Source organism: Brevundimonas sp., assembly GCF_041911375.1.
Classification (GTDB): domain Bacteria; phylum Pseudomonadota; class Alphaproteobacteria; order Caulobacterales; family Caulobacteraceae; genus Brevundimonas.
Genome location: NZ_JAYRPA010000088.1, coordinates 17,654 through 38,835, shown reverse-complemented (window position 1 = coordinate 38,835; position 21,182 = coordinate 17,654). Strand labels below are relative to the sequence as shown.

Below are 21,182 nucleotides of genomic sequence, written 5' to 3'. Positions count from 1 at the left end.
CACGGGGCCGTGGAAGATCAGGTGTTCATCGACTGGAAGAAGTCCGAGTTGTTCTTCGACTGACGCAGCTTGTCGAGCAGGAATTCGATCGCGTCCTGCGGACCCATCGGGTTGAGGATGCGGCGCAGAACGTAGGTCTTGGCCAGCTGATCCTTCGGCGTGATGAGGTCTTCCTTGCGGGTGCCCGACTTGAGCACGTCGATGGCCGGGAAGATGCGCTTGTCGGCGACCTTGCGATCCAAGACGATTTCCGAGTTGCCGGTGCCCTTGAACTCTTCGAAGATCACCTCGTCCATGCGGCTGCCGGTGTCGATTAGGGCGGTGGCGATGATGGTCAGCGAGCCGCCCTGCTCCACGTTGCGCGCGGCGCCGAAGAAGCGCTTGGGCCGCTGCAGCGCGTTGGCGTCCACGCCGCCGGTCAGGACCTTGCCCGACGATGGGACGGTGGCGTTGTAGGCCCGGCCCAGGCGGGTGATGGAGTCCAGCAGGATCACCACGTCCTTCTTGTGCTCGACCAGGCGCTTGGCCTTTTCGATCACCATTTCGGCGACGGCGACGTGGCGCGTGGCCGGTTCGTCAAAGGTGGAGGCGACGACCTCGCCCTTCACCGTGCGCTGCATGTCGGTGACTTCTTCCGGGCGTTCGTCGATCAGCAGGACGATCAGGATCACCTCGGGGTGGTTCTTCTCGATCGACTTGGCAATGTTCTGCAGCATCACCGTCTTGCCGACCCGAGGCGGGGCCACGATCAGGCAGCGCTGCCCCTTGCCGAGCGGGGCCACGATGTCGATCACGCGGCCCGAACGGTCCTTCAGGGTCGGATCCTGGATCTCCATATGGATCCGCTCTTCGGGATAGAGCGGCGTCAGGTTGTCGAACAGAACCTTGGTCTTGACCAGTTCAGGGTCTTCCAGATTGATCGTGTCGACCTTGAGCAGGGCGAAGTAGCGCTCGCCTTCGCGCGGGGCGCGCACGGCGCCGTGCACCGTGTCGCCGGAGCGCAGGCCGAAGCGGCGGATCTGCGACGGCGACACATAGATATCATCAGGGCCCGGAAGATAATTGGCGTCCGGGCTACGCAGGAAGCCGAAGCCGTCTGGCAGGATTTCCAGCACGCCGTCGGCGATGATCTCGACCTCTTCCTCGGCCAGGGCCTTGAGGATGGCGAACAGCAGGTCCTGTTTGCGCAGGTTGGAGGCGTTCTCGACCTCCAGCTGTTCGGCGAAGGCGACCAGGTCGGCCGGCGTCTTCTCGTTCAGTTCCGCCAGGGTGATGCGGCCCGACGGCACGACAGCCTCGCCCTCGTCCTCGTCCTCGACCGTGGTGTCGACGCCCGAGTCGGCCCCGGCCGCCTCGCCCGCCTCGTGTTCGGCCCCGTGGTGCACGGGGGCGCCGGAGTCGATCTCGGACCCGGATTCGGGCGTGTCGGGATTGGTGTCGCGGACGTCGGTCATGATGCAGGCTCGCGGTCGCGCGCACGAAGCCGTGCGGCGGCGGTTATCCAGGAATGTCTGGCCGGAGGGCCGGAGGGGATTGCGACGGGCTCCCGCCGGTCAGGCCGGCAGGCGTCGCGAAAGAGAGGGACCGGCGGCCCAGCGTGCGCTGAGGCCCGACGGTTCGCCGCCAGCGGAACCACAGGCGGCCTGGAAGGTCAAGCGGAGGCGTTCGCCGTTATCCGCGCAACGCCCATTCGGTCGTGACGGACAAGACCATCACGATCGCCAGCAGGAAGGGGATTTCGTTGGTCATCCGCCAGAAGCGGCCGGATTTGGTCGAGGTCCCGGCGGCGATGCGCCGTCGTTCGGCGGCGAGAAAGCCATGCCAGCCGCTGAGCAGAAAGACGCCGGCCAATTTGGCGATCATCCAGGGTTCCGCAAGGAAGGCCCAGCCGCGCGCCGAGACATCGATGTGGATCAGCCAAAGCCCGAAGCCCCAGGCCAGGATCATGGCTGGATTGACGATGATGCGCAGCAGTCGGGTCTGCCAGGCGCGCAGCAGCGCCTGCATCTCGCTCTTCAACGGCTCGGATTTGCCGCCCTGTTCGGCGTCGTAGGCGTAGAGGCGAGGCAGGAAGAGCAGGCCCGCCATCCAGGCGATTACGGCCAGGATGTGCAGGCCTCGCGCGAGATCGTAGGCGGTCATGCGGCCCTCGAACAACGATGGGGACAGGCTTTCCAGTCGGCCTTGCAGCCCGGGCCGAAGGGCGCGACGCCGGTGCGGCCCAGGGCGTCCACGCAGGCGTCGGCCAGGGCGTCGATGAACAGGGTCCGATCGCCCACCGCGGGCGCGCGCAGATAGGGGCTGACGCCCTTCTCGTGGGCCAGTTCGCCGTATTCGATATCCAGCTCCACCAGGGTCTCGACATGTTCGGAGACGAAGGCGATGGGAGCCACCACCACGCCGACGCCGTCCCGACCGGCCTGGTCGATGGCGTCCGGGGTCGAGGGGCCCAGCCATTTCATCGGACCCACCCGGCTCTGGTAGCAGATCGCATGGTCGATGGGGCCGCGTTCGTCCTCCAGGCGGGTGACCACGGCGGCGACGGTCGTCTCGACCTGCTCCTGATAGGGATCGCCCTTGCCGGTCACCAGCTTCTCGGGGATGCCGTGCGCCGAGAACAGGACGCGGACGGGCTGGTCGCCAGCCTCTTCCAGCTTGTCGGCGATGACCCGCGCCTGCGCCTCGATCCACCCGCCCGCGTGAGGATAGCAACAGACGGCGCGGCTGATCCCCGACCCCGCATAGGCCTCGTTCCAGGCCTTCAGAGAGGACTGGGTCGTGGTCGTCGAATACTGCGGGTACAGCGGCAGAAGCACCACCTCGTCCGGCCCGAAGACGGCCACGTCGGCGGCCGTCTCCTGGGTCAGCGGGTTCCAGTAGCGCATGGCGATGAAGACCTTGACCTCGTCTTCCGCAAGACGCGCGTTCAGCGCGGCCTCCAGCGCCGCCGCCTGGCGCCGGGTCTCGGGCAGCAGGGGCGAACCGCCGCCCATCAGGGCGTAGTTGGCCTGTGCGCTCTTCTCGCGTCGACTGGAGATCAGCCGGGCCAGCGGCGTGCGCACCACGCCAGGCAGGCCGATGATCGCCGGGTCGTTGAACAGGTTGAACAGGAAGGGCTTGACCGACGCTTGGTCGTCCGGCCCGCCGAGATTGAACAGGACCACGGCGATGCGGCGGCCCTTGAGCGAGGGGTTCATTGGGCGCCGATCCGTTTCAGCACACGCTCGACGTGGTCGATCGGCACGTCCGGCAGGATGCCGTGACCCAGGTTGAAGATCCATGGCCCCTGCCCCCAGGCTTCCATCAACTGGTCCACGCGACGGTCCAGCAGTTCGCCGCCGGCGCGCAGCAGCAGCGGATCCAGCGCCCCCTGGATCGGCTTGATCTGCTGGACGCGTCGACCGACGTCCAGCGGACAGGCGGTGTCCAGGGCGACGGCGTCGACCTCGACCTCCTGCGCATATCGCTCGGCAAGGGCCGCAGAGCCCCTCGGAAAGCCGATCAGGGGCACGGTGACCCCCAGCGCCCGCGTGCGCTTCACAAGCGCCTGGTGCGGCTTCAGGACCAGCCTTTCGAACAGGTCGTCGGGCAGGCCCTCGGCCCAGCTCTCGAAGATCTTCAGCACCTGGGCGCCGGCGTCGGCCTGCATCTTCAGATAGCGCGCCGTCGCCTCGACCAGCACCTCCAGCGTCTCGTCCACGCGCTTGGGGTCGGCATAGGCGTAGGTGCGGGCCTGGGCGCGATCGCCCTTGCCGATGGTCCGGTGCTCGCCGTCCAGCATGTAGGTGGCGACGGTCCAGGGCGCGCCGGCGAAACCGATCACGGCGCGTTCGGGCTCGAGCGCCTTGCGCACCAGCGACAGGGTCTGACCCACGGCCGCCAGATGCTCGCCCGCTCCGGGCGCCAACTCCGCCATCCGGCCGGGAACGGGCATTTCGCCCAGGCGCGGCCCCTCGCCCGCCTCGAACCAGACCTCCTGGCCCAGGGCGCGCGGGATCAAGAGGATGTCCGCGAAGACGATGGCCGCATCAAAGCCGAACCGGCGCATCGGCTGCAGCGTGGCCTCGGCCGCCATCTCGGGGTTCAGACAGAAGGCGATGAAGTCCGGCGCCTCGGCCCGCAGTCGGCGATACTCGGGCAGATACCGCCCTGCCTGGCGCATGAACCAGACCGGCGGACGGTCCAGCGTCTCTCCCCGGAGAGCCCTGAGCATCACGGGTGTTTGGGCGGGCGTGGTCATGCCGGACGATTAAGGTCACAGCCCCCCGCTCTCAATCCCTAATCAGATTAAGAATTAAAAGATTCGTAGAGGCAGGTAGGGCGGTGGAAAGGCGGGGATGACTCCCGGCGCGTCCGAAGAACAAAAGCGGATATCCACGCCGGCCGACGCGACATGACGGGTCGCTGGACACCCTGTCGATGCGGTGGACAATCCCTAACGAAGCCTTAACGGGCAAGGCTTCGCGGGGCGCGGGGCTGTGAACGGGGTTAAGCGGCGTTAACCTTCCGTTAGGATTTTCCACAAGCCGGGATGGATCGATTTCCCGCCTCTGCATCAATCCGGATTGAACGCGGCGCCTCGCCCACCGTCATCCCCGCTCGCCCGCGCTTTCGTCAGAGGCTATGGAAAGGCGTCCCGTCCCGCCCACCGCCTGTCCACAGGGAGTGAACCCATCGCATGAGCCCTTCGCGCGCCCATCGCCTGGCCACCTATTTCCACGTCCACCTGGTGTCGGACTCGACCGGCGAGACGCTGAACGCCATGGCCAAGGCTGTCACCGCGCGGTTCGACGGCGTAATTCCCATCGAGCACATCTACGCCCTGGTCCGGTCCTCCAAGCAGATGGCCCGGGTGCTGGAGGAGATCGAGGCCGCGCCGGGCGTGGTGCTGCACACCCTGGTCGATCGGGAACTGCGCGAACAGCTCGAGGAAGGGTGCCGCCGGCTGGACATGCCGCAGATCGGGGCGCTGGATCCGCTGGTCGGGGCCCTGTCGCGCTATCTGGGGGCGGCGCTGTCGACGCGGGTCGGGGCGCAGCACGCGCTGGACCACGAATACTTCAACCGCATCGCAGCGCTGGACTTCGCCATGGCCTATGACGACGGCCAGGGAACGCTGGACCAGCTGGAGGGCGCCGACGTGGTGCTGTGCGGGGTCAGCCGCACGTCCAAGACCCCGACCTGCATCTATCTGGCCCACCGCGGCATCCGCGCGGCGAACGTGCCGCTGGTGCCGGGACAGGAGGACGGGGAGCGGCTGACGAAGCTGACCAATCCCCTGGTCATCGGCCTGACGGTGTCGCCGGACCGGCTGGTGCAGATCCGCCGGAACCGCATCGACAACCTGAACGCCAACCAGTCGTCCAACTACACCGACCAGGACGCCGTGCGCGACGAGACGATCAAGGCGCGCCGGGCGTTCGAGCGGCGAGGCTGGCCCACCATCGACGTGACGCGCCGTTCGGTCGAGGAGACCGCCGCGGCCATCGTCAATCTGTTGAGCGAGCGTCGCACGCACAAGGTGGGGGCGACATGGTGAGCAACGGTCCCGGTGCGCCAGCGTCCGATGGGCTGCATGAGCGCGAGCGGCTGGTGCTGGCGTCCAAGAGCGCGGCGCGGCGGGCCATGCTGGAGAACGCCGGCGTGATCTTCGAGGTCCGCACGGCCGATGTCGACGAGGACGCGATCAAGGCCGTCTCGCAAGACCTGGACGCCGCGGCTCTGGCCGTCCGGCTGGCCGAGGCCAAGGCGCTCGCGGTGTCGCGGCGGGATCCCGCGGCCTGGGTTCTGGGATCGGACCAGACCCTGGCGTTCGACGGAGGGCTGGTGTCCAAGGCGGCGTCGCTCGAAGAGGCGCGGGCGCGGCTGAAGACCATGCGCGGGCGCGCCCACCAGCTGCATTCCGGCGCCGCGCTGGCGGTGAAGGGCGAAGTGGTCTGGTCGGGCGTCGATACGGTCGACATGCGGATGCGCGATTTCTCCGACGCCTTCCTCGACGCCTATCTGGCGGCGGAGGGCGAGGCGCTGCTGTCGTGCGTGGGCTCGTATCGCCTGGAGGGGCCGGGGTCGCAGCTGTTTGAGGCGGTTGAGGGCGACTATTTCACAGTCCTGGGTCTGCCGCTGTGGCCGGTGCTGGCGGAACTGCGGCGCGCCGGGGTGATCGCGTCATGAGCCAGGGGCGCATCACCGGCGCGGCCAGGGTGGCGGGCATCGCCGGAAACCCCGTCGCCCATTCGCTGAGCCCGGTCATCCACAACGCCTGGCTGGAGGCGGGCGGCGTCGACGGCGCCTATGTCCCCTTCGCCCCCGCCGACGCCGCGGGGTTCGAGGCGCTGGTCGCGGCGGGCCGAGCCGGGCTGATCCTTGGCCTGAACGTGACGGCGCCGTTCAAGGAACAGGCTTTCGCCCTGGCGGATGAGGCCACGGCGGCGGCGCGGCTGACCGGGTCGGCCAACATCCTGCAGTTCGCGAAGGGTCGCGTCCTGGCCGACAGCTCGGACGGGGTGGGTCTGATGCGCGGCCTGGCGGAACAGGCGCCGGACCTGGATGTCAGCGGCCGCGCTGTGGTCGTGCTGGGCGCCGGCGGCGCCGCCCGCGCCGGGTCGGGCGCCCTGATCGAGGCGGGTGCGAAGGTGCGGATCGTCAATCGCTCCCGTGCGCGGGCCGAGACGCTGGCCGCCGATCTGGGGCGGTCCGTGCGGGTCATGGAGGCGGGGCAGGCGCTGGAGGGGGCTGCGCTGATCGTCAATGCGCTGAGCGTCCCGCCCCAGCTGGATTTCGACCTCGTCGCGCCGGGCACGGTGGTGATGGACATGACCTATAAGCCGCTGGAGACGGCCTTTCTGAAGGCGGCGCGGGACCGGGGCCTGCCGACCGTGGACGGGCTGTCGATGCTGATCGGCCAGGCGGCGCCCTCGTTCGAGGCGCTGTTCCGCCTGCCGCCGCCCCGGCTGGACCTGCGCGCCTTGCTGACGGCGCATCTGGAGCAGACCACGTGATCGTGCTGGGCCTGACCGGCTCCATCGGCATGGGCAAGTCGACGACGACGGCGATGTTCGCCGATCTGGGCGCGGTCGTCTGGAACGCCGATGACGCGGTGCATCGGCTCTATGCCCGGGGCGGAGCGGCGGTCGGGCCGGTCGGCGAGGCCTTTCCGGGCGTCGTCGTGGACGGCGCCGTGGACCGGACCCGTTTGGCCGAGGCGCTGGGCCGCGACGAAACCGCGTTCCGGCGCCTGGAGGCGATCATCCACCCCCTGGTGGCCCAGGGTCGGCTGGCGGATCTGGATGCAGCGCGCGACGCGGGCGTGGCGCTGGCGGTCCTGGACATCCCCCTGCTGTTCGAAACGGGCGGGGACCGGGCGGTGGACGCGGTGGTCGTCGTCACCGCCGATCCGGAGATCCAGGCCGAGCGCGTGCTGGCCCGGCCCGGCATGACGCGCGAACGGTTCGAGGCGATCCTGGCGCGCCAGACGCCCGACGCCGAGAAGCGCGCGCGGGCCGACTTCGTCATCGACACCGGCCGGGGTCTGGAGGCGGCGCGGGCCGAGGTGGAGGCCATCGTCGCCACCGTTCTGGATCCGGCGTGGATATCTGCCCGGGCCGGCCGGCCGGGACTTTCGCGGGACGGCGAACGGCCCCATTAAGGGCGAATGGCCCGCGAGATCGTTCTTGATACGGAAACCACCGGCTTCGACCCGAGAACGGGCGACCGGCTGATCGAGGTGGGCTGCATCGAGCTGGTCGACCTGCTGCCGACCGGCCGGACCTTCCACCGGTTCGTCAATCCCGAGCGCCTGATCCCGCCGGACGCCATTCGCGTCCACGGCATCACGGACGAGAAGGTGAAGGACGCGCCGAAGTTTCACGAGATCGTCGACGATCTGATGGCGTTCGTCGGCGACGCGCAGATGATCGCCCACAACGCGGCCTTCGACCGGAACTTCATCGATTTCGAATACAATCGCTGCGGCCGCCCGATCACGGGCGAAGCGCGCTGGATCGACACGCTGCAGTTGGCGCAGAAGCGGTTTCCGGGCATGCCCAATTCGCTGGACGCCCTGTGCAAGCGGTTCAAGATTTCGCTGGTCGAACGCACCCTGCACGGGGCGCTGATCGACGCCCGCCTGCTGGCCGAGGTCTATCTGGAGCTGAAGGGCGGCAAGGAACGGGTGCTGGACCTGTCGGCCGCACGCGGCGCGGCTGCGGCGGCGGTGACGGCCGCGACCTATGCGCCGCGTCCGCGCGCCCTGGCGCCGCGCTCCACGCCTGAGGAGCAGACTGCCCACCTGGCCTTCCTGAAGGCGAACCTGAAGGACCATTCGCTGTGGGCCGGCTATGGCGTGGTGGTTCCGACCGAAGAGGCGGCTTGAGGCGCCTCGCGCGCCGAAGCGTCGGGCCGGCCGGCGCATCGCCTCAGGGCGAAAGAAAAGAGCGGCCCGTCACCGAGCCGCTCCCTTCCGTCATCGTGCGACCCGTCTTGGTCAGGCCTGACCGGTTTCCACCGGTTGCTGGGCGATCTGCTGCTGACGCGCGACATAGATGGCGGCGAAGTCGATCGGGTCCAGCATGAAGGGCGGGTAGAAGCCGCCGTCGGCCGTGGCGCGGGAGATGATCTCGCGGGCATAGGGGAAGAGGTAGCGCGGGCACTCGATCAGCAGCAGCGGCTCGATGTCGCGCTCCTGGACGTTGGTCAGCTGGAACAGGCCGCCGTAGACCAGTTCGACGTGGAACACCGGCTGGCCCTCGTGCGCGGCCTTGACCGACAGCTTCAGCTCCAGCTCGAACAGGCCGTCCGGGCGGCCCTGGGCGGCCATCTCGACGCCCAGGTCGATGCCCGGCTTGCCGTCGATGCGCAGCGATTCCGGCGCGCGCGGGTTCTCGAACGACAGGTCCTTGACGTACTGGGCCAGGATGCGGAAGCCCGGGCCGACGGGCTGGCCCTGTTGAGGCTGGCCGTCCTGAGGGGCGGCGCCGTTGGGGGTTTCGGCGGGCGGAGCGGCGTCGGTCATGAAGCGAAATCTTGGTGGGTGCGCCCGATTGGGCCGGGAATGAGGCGCGGCGGATACCACGCCGGGACGCTTCGCCGCAACGTCGGTCGCCGCTCGGGGGGCGCGCTTCGCCTTGCCTCGCCCTATATCAGCCCCTAATCGTCAGGGGCGCGCCCGCCGCCCGCCTACAGGAATCCCGCCTTGAACTTTCCGGTCCAGTTCCAGATCGTGGTCTTCGCCGTCATTGCGGCTATCGTTCTGTTCCAGCTCTACAACGTGTTGGGCAAGCGGGTCGGCCGTCAGCCTCAGGAGGACGCGCGGGCCAATCCTGCGGCGGGGCCGGCGCCCGAGCCGGTCAAGCTGTCGCCGGTGGACGCCGCGGTCATGGCCTCGATCGCCGGGCTGAAGGCGCGCGATCCCGCCTTCGACCCCGGCCGCTTCATCGAGGGCGCGCGTCAGGCGTACGAAACCATCGTCCAGGGCTACGCCTCGGGCGACCGTGCGGCGCTGAAGCCGCTGCTGACGCCGACGGTGATGAAATCGTTCGAGGCGGGGATCGCGGCGCGCGAGCAGCGCGGCGAGACCGAGTCCGTCGAATTCCTGTTCCCCCCGCGGGCCGACCTGGAAGGCGCCACGGCCGAGGGCGACAAGGCCGTGGCCAAGGTGCGCTTCCTGGGCGAGCTGCGCAGCCGAGTGACCAAGGCCGACGGCGCGAGCGCCGAATCCGTGACCGGAGAGCCCCTGATCGAGGAACGCCGGACGGCCGAGCACTGGACCTTCGAGCGCAGCCTGGGGGCCTCGGACCCGAACTGGGTTCTGGCGAAGGTCGAGCCGGCGAACGCCTGAGCCGATGACGGCGCCGATTTCTGTGGCCCAGACTCTCGCGAGCCAGCCGGGGTCGGGCCTGTCCCGAAAGACGCTCGCGGCGGCGGCCGTGGCGTGCATGTCGCTGGCCGCCTGCGTGACGCGTCCGGCGCCCCTTCCGACGCCCTTCCCCGCTCCGGGCCCCGCCCAGCCGCCCCGGTCCGGACCGTCGCCGTTCCCCGACGCCCCGCCGACGCCGGTCGGCGCCAGTCCGGCGGCCCTGCCTGGCTGGAGCGAGGAAGATCATCTGGCGGCGTTTCAGGCCTATGTCGCCGGATGCGGCGCCGCGCGCGACCCGGCGGCGCGCTCGACCTGCGGTCAGGCCCGCACGATGGCCGGGCGCCGGATCAGTCCGTCGGACGCACGGCGCTTCTTCGAGGAGCGGTTCTTCGTCTCGCCCGCAGAGACCAACGACGGTCGACCCGGCCTGCTGACCTCCTATTTCGCGCCGGAGTACGCCGCGCGGCGGCGCCCCGACGCCGAGTTCGACGCGCCGGTGCTGGCTGCGCCGGCCAGTCCCCGCTCCGCCGGGGACCGCAGCGTGATCGAGTCCGCCGCCCGCCCGGGAGAGGCCTTGGCGTGGATGCGGGCCGAGGACCTGTTCTTCCTGCAGATCCAGGGCTCGGGCTATCTGACGTTCGAGGATGGCGGCAAGGCGCGGGCCGCCTACGCCGCCGACAATGGCAAGCCCTTCGTGGGCATCGCCCGGCCGATGGCGGAGCGGGGCCTGCTGCCCGCGAACGGCACCTCGGGCGACGCCATCCGTGGCTGGCTGGCCCAGCATCGCGGGGCCGAGGCGCGCGCGGTGATGGCGCTGAACCCCCGCTACATCTTCTTCAGACTGGACCCGGACAACGGCGGGAACCCGGCGGGCGCGGCGGGGGTCCCCCTGACGGCCCGGCGCGCGATCGCGGTCGATCCGGCGCACTGGAGCTATGGCGACCTGGTTTGGGTGAACGCCGACGGCGGGAACCTGCGTGGGGCCAGCGCCAGCTATCGCGGCCTGGTCGTGGCCCTGGACACCGGCTCGGCCATCAAGGGCCCGGTGCGCGCCGACCTCTACATGGGGCGTGGCGCCGCCGCGGGCGCGGAGGCCGGAACGGTGCGCCACCCGTTGCGGATGTGGCGGCTGGTCCCCCGGGGCTGACCAGGGGACCGTCGCCGGTTCAGACGACCGTCAGGGTGGTGTTGATGTTTCCGCGCGTGGCGTGGGCGTAGGGGCAGACGGTGTCGGCCTCGGCGACCAGGGCTTCGGCCTCGGCGCGGTCCACGCCGGGGAGACGGATTTCCAGCGCCACGTCCAGACCGAAACCCTTGTCGCTGCGCGGGCCGATGCCGACGGTGGCGCTGACCGTCGCATCAGCGGGCACCTTGGCGTGGCCGCCCTGGCTGGCGACGAACTTCATCGCGCCCAGGAAACAGGCTGCGTAGCCGGCGGCGAACAGCTGCTCCGGATTGTTGCCGATGCCGGCGCCGCCCAGTTCCTTGGGCGTGCCCAGCGCGACATCGAGCGCGCCGTCGGTGGTGGCGGCGCGGCCGTCGCGGCCTCCGGTGGCCGTGGCGGTGGTGCGGTAGAGGACGTTGACGGCCATGAGCGGGCTCCTTGGTTCAGGTTCGGTAAGACACATCGTGTACGATATAGTCGCGGACGTTGATCTAGTCGCCGATTGGTTTCACGTCAAGGCTTGCGATTAGATCGCGTGCGATTATTTTCGTCTCATGACCCGCATCGCCTCCCCTGCCCCGCTCGGCGTCGACGACATGCTGTGCTTCGCCGCCTACTCGGCCAGCCTGGCCTTCAACCGGCTGTACAAGCCGATGCTGGAGCGCATGGGCCTGACCTATCCGCAACTGTTGGCGATGAGCCTCTTGTGGGAACAGGACGATCGCACGGTCGGCCAGATCGGCGAGCGCCTGTTCCTGGAGACCAATACGGTCACGCCGCTGATCAAGCGGCTGGAGGCGGCCGGCCTGGTCACGCGCACACGGGCAAGGGACGACGAACGGGTCGTGCGGGTCCGCCTGACCGACGCGGGGCGCGCGCTGGCTTCAGAGGCGGGCTGCCTGCCCGAGGCCGTGCTGGACGCCAGCGGCATGACCCCCGAGGCTCTGGGAGAGATGACCCGGGCCCTGGGCGGCCTGCGCGACCGGCTGCGCGCCGCCGCCTGACAGCAGGACGACAGGCCGGCCTGCGCGGGCGCCCTTACGCTAGGTCTTCGATCTCGGTCTCCGACAGTTCGCCGGGAACGATGGTGACGGGCAGCTTTCGCCCGCCCAACTGGGCGCCCTGCTTGATGATCGCCTGCACCAGCGGCCCGGGACCGCGCGACCCCGACCCGGCGGCCAGCACCAGAATCTTGATCTCCGGATCGTCGGCGACGACCTTCTTGATCGCGGCCTGGGCGTCGCCGAACTCGATCAGGAAGACGGGCGCGGCGCCGGAGCGCGCGGCCGCCTCCTCCGCGACGCGGTTCAGCAGGGCCTCGGCCTCCTCGCGCTGCTGACGCTCGATCTCCTCGCGGGCGCCGGACCAATGGGCGTCGGTGTTCGATGGGATGACGCGCAGCAGCACCACGCGGCCGCCGGTCGAGCGGGCGCGGCGGCTGGCGAAGCGCAGGGCCGCGTCGAACTCGGGACTGTCGTCGACGACGACCAGGAATTTTCTTGGCATCGGGGCCTCCCCTGCCCGTTTCAGACCGCAAAGAGGCGACCGGACGCCGGCGCGGTCAAGCCGCCCGCGCCCGCATCGGCCTTCAGCCCGCCGTGCCCGCCAGGTCGCGGATGGTGGCGTTGGCGATGGTCAGCTTGGCGAAGGTCCAGCCGGAGCCGGACTGTTCGATCTCGTCGACCGAGGCGCGCACGCCCTCCACCGTCGAAAGGCGCGGTCCGATCCAGGCGTCCACGGCGGCCTCGGCGGTCTGCTCGCTGGAGCCGACCGAGGCGTCGGAGGCCCGGGCGACCGCGCGGGTCAGGACCGCCTGCTCCTGCATCAGATCCTCGATCAGCCGACGTACGGCCAGACGGTCGAAGTGGTCGGCCGACGGGATGGAGCCCGCAGCGGCCCGCAGCCGGTCGAAATCGAAGGCGGCCCCGACCTGGTGATAGAGGCGCGCCATCGCCGCGACCGGCCAGCCGCTCTCGGACGCCAGGTCGCCGATGTCGGCGGCGGCGACCAACGGGCGCATGATCGAGATCGAACGGGTCAGGTCCTCGGGCGCGCCCAGTTCGGCGAAGCGGCGGACACGACCCTCCAGCCGGCCCTGTTCGAAGCGGGACAGCACGCCGGCGCCCTCGGTCTGAAGCGCGTCGGCGACCGGGCGGTACAGGTCGATCAGCGCCTGGACCGAGACGCCGCCCTTGGCGCGGCGGGCCAGCCAGAAGGTCTGGCGACGCAGCACCACGGCGATCTCCTGGTACAGCGCCGTCTGCGCCTCGGCCGAGATCTTCAGGTCCAGGGCCGACACGGCGTCCCAGGCCTGATCCAGACGGAACACCCGGCGGGCGGCCTCGAAGGCGATGATCAGGGCGGTGGTGTCGCATTCCGCCGAGCCGCGCAGGCGGTCGGGGAAGGTGGGGCCGCACATGTTGACGACCTCGTTGGCCATGACGGTGGCGATGATCTCGCGCCGCAGCCGATGGCTCTTCATCTCCGGCCCGAACTTGGCCAGGGCCTCCGGGAAGTAGCGGACCAGGACCTGTTCGAAGAAGGGGTCCTCTGGGGCCCGCGAGGCGACGATGTCGTCCGACAGCTCCAGCTTGGCGTAGGCGGTCAGGACCGCCAATTCGGGCCGGGCCAGCGGAACGCCGGCGGCCATCAGCTCCTTGACGCGGGCGTCGTTCGGCAGGCCCTCGACCTTGCGGTCCAGTTTCCCGCGCGCCGACAGGGCCTGCATGAAGCGCTGCTGGGCGTCCAGCGCCTTGACGCCCTCCGCCTGCTGCAGGGTCAGGGCCAGGGTCTGATCGTAGTTGTGCGCCAGCACCTTCAGCCCGACCTCGTCCGTCATGGAGGCCAGCAGCGGCGTGCGCTGCTCCGCCGGCAGGACGCCGTTGGTCACGGCCGAGCCGACCAGGATCTTGATGTTGACCTCGTGGTCCGAGGTGTCGACGCCGGCGGAATTGTCGATGGCGTCGGTGTTGATGCGGCCGCCCTGCTGGCCGAAGGCGATGCGCCCGGCCTGGGTGAAGCCCAGATTGGCGCCCTCGCCCACCACCTGCACCCGCAGCTCGTCGGCGTTGATGCGCAGCGCGTCGGTGCCCTTGTCGCCGACCTGGGCGTCGGTCTCGGCCGCCGATTTCACATAGGTGCCGATGCCGCCGAGGTAGAGCAGTTCGGCCGGCGCCTTGAGGATGGCGCGCATCAGGCTGACCGGGTCCAGCACGTCTTCGGACACGTCCAGCAGGGCCTTGATCTGCGGCGTCAGCTGGATCGACTTAACCCCGCGCGAAAAGACGCCGCCGCCTTCGGAGATCAGGCTCTTGTCATAGTCCTGCCAGGACGAGCGCGGCAGATCGAACAGCCGCTTGCGCTCGGCCCAGCTGATCGCCGGATCCGGATTGGGGTCGATGAAGATGTCGCGGTGGTCGAAGGCGGCGACCAGCTTGGTCGATTGGGACAACAGGGCCCCGTTGCCGAAGACGTCGCCGGACATGTCGCCGACGCCGACCATGGTGAAGGGCTGGGTCTGGATGTCCTTGCCCATCTCGCGGAAGTGGCGCTTGACCGCTTCCCAGGCGCCGCGCGCGGTGATGCCCATGGCCTTGTGGTCGTAGCCGATCGAGCCGCCGCTGGCGAAGGCGTCGCCCAGCCAGAAGCCGTAGGAGGCCGAAACCCCGTTGGCGATGTCGGAGAAGGTCGCTGTGCCCTTGTCGGCGGCGACGACCAGATAGGGATCGTCCCCTTCCCAGGCGACAACATGGGCCGGGCGGGCCACCGAACCGTCGGCGACGATGTTGTCGGTCAGATCCAGCAGGCCCGACAGGAAGGTGCGGTAGGCGCGGATCGCCTCGGCCTGGACGGCCTCGCGGTCCGCCGTGCGGGGCAGTTGCTTGGGATAGAAGCCGCCCTTGGATCCGACCGGCACGATGACCGCGTTCTTGACCTGCTGCGCCTTGACCAGGCCCAGCACCTCGGTGCGGAAGTCGTCGCGACGGTCCGACCAGCGCAGGCCGCCGCGCGCTACGGGGCCGAAGCGCAGGTGCACGCCTTCGACGTGCGGCGCCCAGACGAAGATCTCGCGATAGGGCTTGGGCAGCGGCAGGTCCTCGAGCTCGCGCGAGGCGATCTTGATCGAGATATAGGGCTTGGGCTCGCCGTCGGCGTCGATCTGGAAGTAGTTGGTGCGCTTGACGGCGTTGATCAGGCGGGCCAGGCGGCGCAGGGCCCGGTCATGGTCCAGGCTTTGCACGTCCTGCAGCAGACCCGTGATCTTCTCGTCCAATTCGGCGACCAGCGGTTCACGCGCTTGGACCGTCGCTTCGCCCTCGAACTTGGCCTTGAACAGCGAAACGAGCGCGCGCGAGATGTCGGGATATTCGCGCAGCGCCTCTTCCTGGACCGCCTGCGACGGATCGAGGCCCGTCTGCTGACGATAGCGGGCCAGGGTGCGGATCAGGGCGGCCTCGCGCCAGGTGACGCCCAGTTCGACCACCAGGCGGTTGAAGCCGTCGCTCTCGGTCCGGCCGGTCCAGACGGCGGCGAAGGCGGCTTCGAACGGTGCCTTGACGTCGTCGAACACCAGGGTCTCGCCGCGCGGATCCTCCATCAGGAATTCGTGGACGTGGATCTCCTCCTCGCCCAGCGGACGGATCGGATAGCCGTATTCCTCGAGCGTCTTCAGGCCCATGTCGGCCAGGATCGGCAGCACGTCCGACAGCGGAACGGTCGGGCCGCGGCGATACAGTTTGAAGCGGAATTGCAGCGAACTGTCCTCGCCCGTGCGGAAGGCGCGCACGGCGACGACCTCGCCCTTGCCGGGCAGACCGTCCGTGTTCAGACGATCGATCGCCTGCAGGTCCCGCACCGCCTCGTCGGCGTCATAGCGGTCGCGATAGGCGGCGCCGAAGGCGCGGGCCCAGCGCGCGCTGAGCGGCCCGACCTCCACCTCGTCGACATCGGCGCGGCGCAGGGCGCTTTCGAAGCGTTCCATCCAGCCGCGACCGGCCTCGGCCACGTCGGCCTCCAGCTGGGCCAGGTCGGGGATCGGGTGTTCGCCCGGCTCGACGCCGATGATGAAGTGGACGCGGGTCAGGGGCGCATCGGACAGTTGCGGATACCAGGCCGAGATGCGGCCGCCCCAGGCGCGGGCCAGGATCTGGCCGATCCGTTCACGCACCGACACGTCATAGCGCTCGCGCGGCACGAACAGCAGCACCGACACGAACCGGTCAAAGGGGTCCTTGCGCGTGAAGATGCGGATACGCGGCCGGTCGTAGAGGTGCAGGATGCCGAGCGCGATCGACAGCAGCTCGTCTTCGGTGATCTGGAAGAGCTCGTCCCGGGGATAGTTCTCCAGGATGTTCTTCAGGCGCTTTTCGTTGTGGCTGCCGGGGGCCTTGTCGGCTCGGGCCAGGGCGTTGGCGACCTTGCGCCGGACCAGCGGCACGTCGGAGGCGACCCGGTCATAGGCCTCGGCCGTGAACAGGCCGACGAAGCGGGTCTCGCCGGTGGCGCGACCGTCGGCGCCGTACCGCTTGACCCCGATGTAGTCCATGTAGGCCCGACGGTGGACGCGCGAGCGAAGGTTGGCCTTGGCCACGGTGACCGGCTCGGACAAATCCAGCTGGCGGCGCATCTGCCGGGTCAGGACCGCCGGTTCGGAGGCGCGGCGCAGGACCCGCTGCTCGGGGTCGCGCAGCACGCCCAGACCTTCTCCCGACTGGCTGAGCGGGGCCTCGGCCTCGTAGTCGCCGTCGGGCGTGCGGGGATAGGCGTAGTCGCGCGCGCCCAGGAAGACGAAATGGTCGCTCTTGAGCCAGCGCAGGAAGGCCAGGGTTTCGTCCTGAACCTCGGCCGACACGCCGACGGGCGGGGCCGTTTCCAGCTGCTCCACCGACCGGCGCATCAGGGCCAGCATCGCATTATGGTCGGCGACGGCGGCGTGGACGTCGGCCAGGGTCGCGGCCAGGCCCTCGCCCAGCGCGTCGCGACGCTCCTGCGGCACGCCGTCGACGACCAGCAGGATGACCGACAGGCGCCGCTCGCCGCACTCGACCACGGGGTGGAACAGCGCGCGGACCGAGACGCCCGCCTCGGCCAGGGCGCCCATGACGCTGTCGACCAGGAAGGGGGCGTCCGGCTGGATGATGCGGACCAGGTCGTAGCCCAGAGGATGGCCGTCCGCCGCGTGCAGCGGGCCGACGGTCACTTGAGGAGGGGACTTCTCGGGATAGGCCTTCGTCGCCTGCCATGAGGCGGCCAGCAGGGCGGCGAGATCCTCGCCCTCCAGTTCCGGCGTCTCGTCGGCGGCGTAGTCCTCGTGGGCCTGGGTCAGGAAGGACCGCTCGGCCGCGCCGGGCCCGGTTCCTGAAATCCGCGCGAAGGCCGCCTCCAGCGCGGCCGGGGTGATCGGCTGAACCGGAACGGGGCGCGGATCGGGGGCGGTCATGGAGATTCAGTCTCGGACGACGCGGCGCGTTCGGGGCCGCACTCGATTGACTAGGCCAGGTCCGGTCGCGCGGGAAGCCCCTCTTGATCGATCGTTGTCGTGATCGGCCGTCCGACGGCAAGGATTGTGCGGCGCCGCAAACGAGAAGGCCGCCGGGTGGGGGAACCCGGCGGCCTGCGCGGGCCGACGCTTTGGGGAGGGGAGGGCGCGCCGGACTCGCATCCGCCGCGGTTCGGAGGGGGGAGTGTCCCGCGGCGCTGATGTGAAGATGGGAAGCGCCTGCCCCCTTTCAAGAGCGGCTGAACGGCGAATTCGCGGCCCGGACGCGTGGCAAGGCGCCGCAGCGGATTCAGGCGTCGGCCTCATCCTTCGCGGGCGCCTTTCCGCGGCGCTTGGGCGGCTCTTCCTGGGCATAAGGTTCGCCGTCGCCGGACAGCAAAACGGCCATCCAGCGCGAGCCCTTGAACTCGGCCAGGATGGCCATGGCCACGACCGCCAGCGGGGTGGACAGGAACATGCCCACCACGCCCCACAGCTTGCCCCAGAAGGCCAGGGCCAGCAGGACCACGACCGGGTCGATGTTCTGGTTGTCGCCCTGCATGCGCGGCTGGATCAGGTTGCCGACGACGAACAGGATGGCCTGAAGCCCGACCAGCAGGATCAGGGCGGGCCAGTAGCTGTCGAACTGCACCAGGGCGAACAGGGGCGGCGCCAGGCCCGCGACGGCTCCGCCCAGCACGGGGATGAAGCCGACGATGAAGATGACGAAGGTCCAGAACTCGGCGTTCTGAAGTCCCACGGCGCGCATCAGGATCCAGGCGACGACGCAGATCATCGCCCCGGTCACGGCCTGGACCCAGATATAGCCCTCGACCCCGCCGCGCACCCGCTTGAAGACCGCCACCGCCTCGTCGCGCTGGGCCTTCAGGGGGAACATGGCGACGATCTTGCGCTGGAACCCGATCTGCGAGGCCAGCAGGAAGCCCAGATAGACCAGGACGAAGAAGGAGCCGGAGGCGACGCCCTGAACCTGGAAGGCCATGCTGGTCAGATAGCCGCGGATGTCGACCTGATTGATCAGATCCTGGGCCGTCGGCGGATTGGACAGGTCGACCAGGCCATAGACGTCGCGGATGATCTGGTCGATGCGCGGGCCGATGTTCTGGGACACGCCGGACGCCTCGCCGAAGAAGCCCGCCGCGCCGTTCACGATGATGGCGATGGAGGCGAAGAAGGCCACGACAACCAGGGTCAGTGCGGCGACGCCGGCCCAGCGGTCGTTCAGGGGGGTGCGTGTCTCCACCGACCGCTTCACCCCGTCGATCATGATCAGCAGGAAGATCGCCATGGCCAGCGGCGTCAGTATGTCCCGCAGCCAGTAGATCGCCGCTCCCGCCGCGACGGTCGCGATCAGGGCCAGGGCGTTGCGGGAGACGGCGGAGGCCGACATGGAGACGGGGTTCTTCATGCGATCCTTGTCGGCGGGGCTGGGGACGGCGTCAACTCGCCGTAACGGCGACGGTTCCGGGCGGCCGAGGACTGCGCTAGACCTTGGACCGACGCATCCGGAGCCCCGTCCATGTCCGACGCCCCATCCGACCGCCCCGGCCTGTTCCTCGGCCAGTCCGACCAGGGCGCGCCGGAGGCCCTGCTGTTGCACCGCGCCAACCGCCACGGCGTCGTCGCCGGCGCGACCGGCACGGGCAAGACGGTGACGCTGCAGATCATGGCGCAGGGGTTCTCCGACGCCGGGGTTCCGGTCTTCTGCGCCGATGTGAAGGGCGACCTGTCGGGCGTGTCCCAGGCCGGATCGCCGAACGAGAAGCTGACCGCGCGGGCCGCCGACATGGGCCTGACCCTGACGCCGCGCGCCGCGCCGACGGTGTTCTGGGACCTGTACGGTCAGAAGGGCCATCCGATCCGCACCACCATCTCGGAGATCGGTCCGGTGCTGATGGCGCGGATGCTGGACCTGAACGATGTGCAGGAAGGCGTGCTGATGGTCGCCTTCCATGTCGCCGACAAGGAGGGCCTGCTGCTTCTGGACCTCGACGACCTGAGAAGCCTGCTGGCCTATGTGGGTGAGAACGCCGACCGGATCGGGCGCGAGGTCGGCAATGTCGCTCCCGCCTCGATCGCCGCCATCCAGCGCTCGCTTCTGCAGCTGGAGCAGCAGGGCGGCGCCGCCTTCTTCGGCGAGCCGGCGCTGAGGCTGGAGGACATGATGCGCACGGGCCTGGACGGACGCGGCCAGGTCAATGTGCTGGACGCCACGCGGCTGATGAACAGCCCGCGCCTGTACGCGGCCTTCCTGCTGTGGCTGCTGTCGGAACTGTTCGAGCAGCTGCCGGAGGTGGGCGATCCGGACAAGCCGCGCCTGGTCTTCTTCTTCGACGAGGCGCACCTGCTGTTCGACGATGCGCCCAAGGCCCTGCTGGAGAAGGTCGAGCAGGTGGTGCGGCTGATCCGCTCCAAGGGCGTCGGCGTCTATTTCGTCACTCAGAACCCCGCCGACATCCCCGACAGCGTGCTGGCGCAGCTGGGCAACCGCATCCAGCACGCGCTCAGGGCCTACACCCCCTCCGAACAGCGCGGCCTCAAGGCGGCGTCCGAAAGCTTCCGGCCCAATCCCGGTTTCGACACGGCCGAGGCCATCCAGGGGCTGGGCGTCGGCGAGGCGCTGGTGTCGGTGCTGGACGAGAGGGGCGCCCCCACGGTGGTGGCGCGCACCAGGATACGCCCGCCGGATTCGCGCCTGGGTCCCGCGACCGACGCCGAGCGGGCCGCCGTGATGGCCGCGAGCCCGGTGCGCGGCCTTTACGACCAGGCGGTCAACCGCGAGTCGGCCGACGAGATCCTGGCCGCCCGCCACGCCGCCGCCAATCAGGCCCAGGAGGCGCGGTCGAAGGCGGAAGAGAAGGCCGCGCGGGCGACCCGGGCGCCAGCGCGCCGGCCCTCCAACCGCCAGACGCCCATGGAGGCCCTGACCAAGTCGGTGCTGCGCACGGCGGGTTCGACCCTGACCCGCGAACTGGTTCGAGGGCTGCTGGGCGGGCTGAAACGGCGCTAGACGGGTCTTGAAAGGCGCCGTCGCCGGGCGCATCTCCCGCTCATGTTCATCCAGACCGAACCCACGCCCAATCCCAATGTGCTGAAGTTCCTGCCCGGGCGCGACGTGTCGCCGGGGAAGGCGCTGGAGTACCGCACCGTCGACGCGGCCACGGCTTCGCCGTTGGCCGAGGGCCTGTTCGAACTGGAAGGCGTGGACGGGGTCTTCTTCGGCGCCGACTATGTTTCCGTCACCCGCCAGGCCCACGGCCCGGACTGGACGGAGATGAAGCCGTCGATCCTGGCCGCGATCATGGATCATTTCGTTTCCGGCCAGCCGCTCACGCGCGACGGCGCCGAGGCCGAGGGTCACGCGGAAGACGACAGTGAGATCGTGGCCGAGATCAAGGCCCTGCTGGACAGTCGCATTCGCCCCGCCGTCGCCCAGGACGGCGGCGACATCCTGTTCGACTCCTTCGACGAGGGCACCGGCGTCCTGTCGCTGAGGATGCGCGGCGCCTGTTCGGGCTGTCCGTCGTCCTCGGCCACGCTGAAGGCCGGCGTCGAGCAGATGATGCGCCACTACGTTCCCGAGGTGACGCGGGTCGAGCAGACGGTCTGACGGCCGCCTGAAACGATTCCGTCTCGCCAGGGGCGGCGCGCACGGCCATTATCCG

At 69.5% G+C, this 21,182-nt stretch carries 19 protein-coding genes; 10 read left to right on the top strand and 9 right to left on the bottom strand.

Annotated elements, in window-relative coordinates; genetic code table 11:
- Positions 1-17 precede the first annotated feature (17 nt).
- The 4 genes from rho to hemE all read right to left on the bottom strand — a co-directional run bounded on the left by rho (position 18) and on the right by hemE (position 4,240).
- Entirely contained in the window at positions 18-1,454 is a 1,437-nt protein-coding gene (rho, locus tag ACE3PU_RS14775; protein ID WP_374390884.1) for a transcription termination factor Rho, read from the bottom strand.
- A gap of 217 nt (positions 1,455-1,671) precedes the next feature.
- On the bottom strand, positions 1,672-2,142 hold the full coding sequence (locus ACE3PU_RS14770) for a CopD family protein (RefSeq protein ID WP_374390882.1): 471 nt from the start codon (positions 2,140-2,142) through the stop codon (positions 1,672-1,674).
- A complete protein-coding gene (gene hemH / locus ACE3PU_RS14765; RefSeq protein WP_374390880.1) occupies positions 2,139-3,197 on the bottom strand; it encodes a ferrochelatase in 1,059 nt (352 codons plus the stop codon). Before hemH ends, ACE3PU_RS14770 begins: the two co-directional genes overlap by 4 nt.
- On the bottom strand, positions 3,194-4,240 hold the full coding sequence (gene hemE / locus ACE3PU_RS14760) for a uroporphyrinogen decarboxylase (protein ID WP_374390878.1): 1,047 nt from the start codon (positions 4,238-4,240) through the stop codon (positions 3,194-3,196). Before hemE ends, hemH begins: the two co-directional genes overlap by 4 nt.
- Positions 4,241-4,678: 438 nt before the next feature.
- Here hemE and ACE3PU_RS14755 point away from each other — a divergent pair, with 438 nt between their 5' ends.
- The 5 genes from ACE3PU_RS14755 to dnaQ are packed head-to-tail and all read left to right on the top strand — an operon-like array spanning position 4,679 to position 8,371.
- Positions 4,679-5,539, top strand: a complete 861-nt coding sequence (locus ACE3PU_RS14755; RefSeq protein ID WP_374390876.1) for a pyruvate, water dikinase regulatory protein — start codon at positions 4,679-4,681, stop codon at positions 5,537-5,539.
- The gene (locus ACE3PU_RS14750) at positions 5,533-6,171 is read left to right on the top strand and encodes a nucleoside triphosphate pyrophosphatase (protein WP_374390874.1); all 639 of its coding nucleotides are present in this window, start codon (positions 5,533-5,535) and stop codon (positions 6,169-6,171) included. Before ACE3PU_RS14755 ends, ACE3PU_RS14750 begins: the two co-directional genes overlap by 7 nt.
- Entirely contained in the window at positions 6,168-6,998 is an 831-nt protein-coding gene (locus ACE3PU_RS14745; protein WP_374390872.1) for a shikimate dehydrogenase, read from the top strand. Before ACE3PU_RS14750 ends, ACE3PU_RS14745 begins: the two co-directional genes overlap by 4 nt.
- Positions 6,995-7,645 carry a dephospho-CoA kinase gene (gene coaE / locus ACE3PU_RS14740; RefSeq protein ID WP_374390870.1) on the top strand — a complete coding sequence of 217 codons (651 nt, stop codon included), beginning with the start codon at positions 6,995-6,997 and terminating at the stop codon, positions 7,643-7,645. The genes ACE3PU_RS14745 and coaE overlap by 4 nt, the downstream gene beginning before the upstream one ends.
- A gap of 6 nt (positions 7,646-7,651) precedes the next feature.
- Positions 7,652-8,371 (top strand): DNA polymerase III subunit epsilon, encoded by a 720-nt coding sequence (dnaQ, locus tag ACE3PU_RS14735; protein WP_374390868.1) that lies wholly within the window; start codon positions 7,652-7,654, stop codon positions 8,369-8,371.
- 111 nt (positions 8,372-8,482) lie between these two features.
- Here dnaQ and secB read toward each other — a convergent pair whose 3' ends face one another.
- Complete coding sequence (secB, locus tag ACE3PU_RS14730) at positions 8,483-9,010, bottom strand: protein-export chaperone SecB (protein WP_374390866.1); 528 nt, start codon at positions 9,008-9,010, stop codon at positions 8,483-8,485.
- A gap of 180 nt (positions 9,011-9,190) precedes the next feature.
- Between secB and timA the strand changes: the two genes are divergently transcribed.
- Positions 9,191-9,835 (top strand): TIM44-related membrane protein TimA, encoded by a 645-nt coding sequence (gene timA, locus ACE3PU_RS14725; protein ID WP_374390864.1) that lies wholly within the window; start codon positions 9,191-9,193, stop codon positions 9,833-9,835.
- Positions 9,836-9,839: 4 nt separating this feature from the next.
- Complete coding sequence (locus ACE3PU_RS14720; protein ID WP_374390862.1) at positions 9,840-11,000, top strand: MltA domain-containing protein; 1,161 nt, start codon at positions 9,840-9,842, stop codon at positions 10,998-11,000.
- A 19-nt stretch (positions 11,001-11,019) separates the two neighbouring features.
- On the opposite strand, the gene ACE3PU_RS14715 is transcribed toward ACE3PU_RS14720, so the two are convergent.
- Positions 11,020-11,445 carry an organic hydroperoxide resistance protein gene (locus ACE3PU_RS14715; RefSeq protein ID WP_374390860.1) on the bottom strand — a complete coding sequence of 142 codons (426 nt, stop codon included), beginning with the start codon at positions 11,443-11,445 and terminating at the stop codon, positions 11,020-11,022.
- Between the two features lie 127 nt (positions 11,446-11,572).
- Here ACE3PU_RS14715 and ACE3PU_RS14710 point away from each other — a divergent pair, with 127 nt between their 5' ends.
- Complete coding sequence (locus ACE3PU_RS14710) at positions 11,573-12,022, top strand: MarR family winged helix-turn-helix transcriptional regulator (protein WP_374390858.1); 450 nt, start codon at positions 11,573-11,575, stop codon at positions 12,020-12,022.
- 34 nt (positions 12,023-12,056) lie between these two features.
- On the opposite strand, the gene ACE3PU_RS14705 is transcribed toward ACE3PU_RS14710, so the two are convergent.
- From ACE3PU_RS14705 to ACE3PU_RS14695, 3 genes are all read right to left on the bottom strand, one after another.
- Complete coding sequence (locus tag ACE3PU_RS14705; RefSeq protein ID WP_374390856.1) at positions 12,057-12,524, bottom strand: universal stress protein; 468 nt, start codon at positions 12,522-12,524, stop codon at positions 12,057-12,059.
- Between the two features lie 82 nt (positions 12,525-12,606).
- A complete protein-coding gene (locus ACE3PU_RS14700) occupies positions 12,607-17,457 on the bottom strand; it encodes an NAD-glutamate dehydrogenase (protein ID WP_374390854.1) in 4,851 nt (1,616 codons plus the stop codon).
- Between the two features lie 349 nt (positions 17,458-17,806).
- On the bottom strand, positions 17,807-18,925 hold the full coding sequence (locus ACE3PU_RS14695) for an AI-2E family transporter (RefSeq protein WP_374390852.1): 1,119 nt from the start codon (positions 18,923-18,925) through the stop codon (positions 17,807-17,809).
- Positions 18,926-19,036: 111 nt separating this feature from the next.
- Here ACE3PU_RS14695 and ACE3PU_RS14690 point away from each other — a divergent pair, with 111 nt between their 5' ends.
- Together ACE3PU_RS14690 and ACE3PU_RS14685 are read left to right on the top strand one after the other, a co-directional pair.
- Positions 19,037-20,527: a helicase HerA-like domain-containing protein gene (locus ACE3PU_RS14690; RefSeq protein WP_374390850.1), complete on the top strand. Its 1,491-nt coding sequence runs from the start codon at positions 19,037-19,039 to the stop codon at positions 20,525-20,527.
- 42 nt (positions 20,528-20,569) lie between these two features.
- On the top strand, positions 20,570-21,127 hold the full coding sequence (locus ACE3PU_RS14685) for a NifU family protein (RefSeq protein WP_374390848.1): 558 nt from the start codon (positions 20,570-20,572) through the stop codon (positions 21,125-21,127).
- The last annotated feature ends 55 nt before the right edge of the window (positions 21,128-21,182 follow it).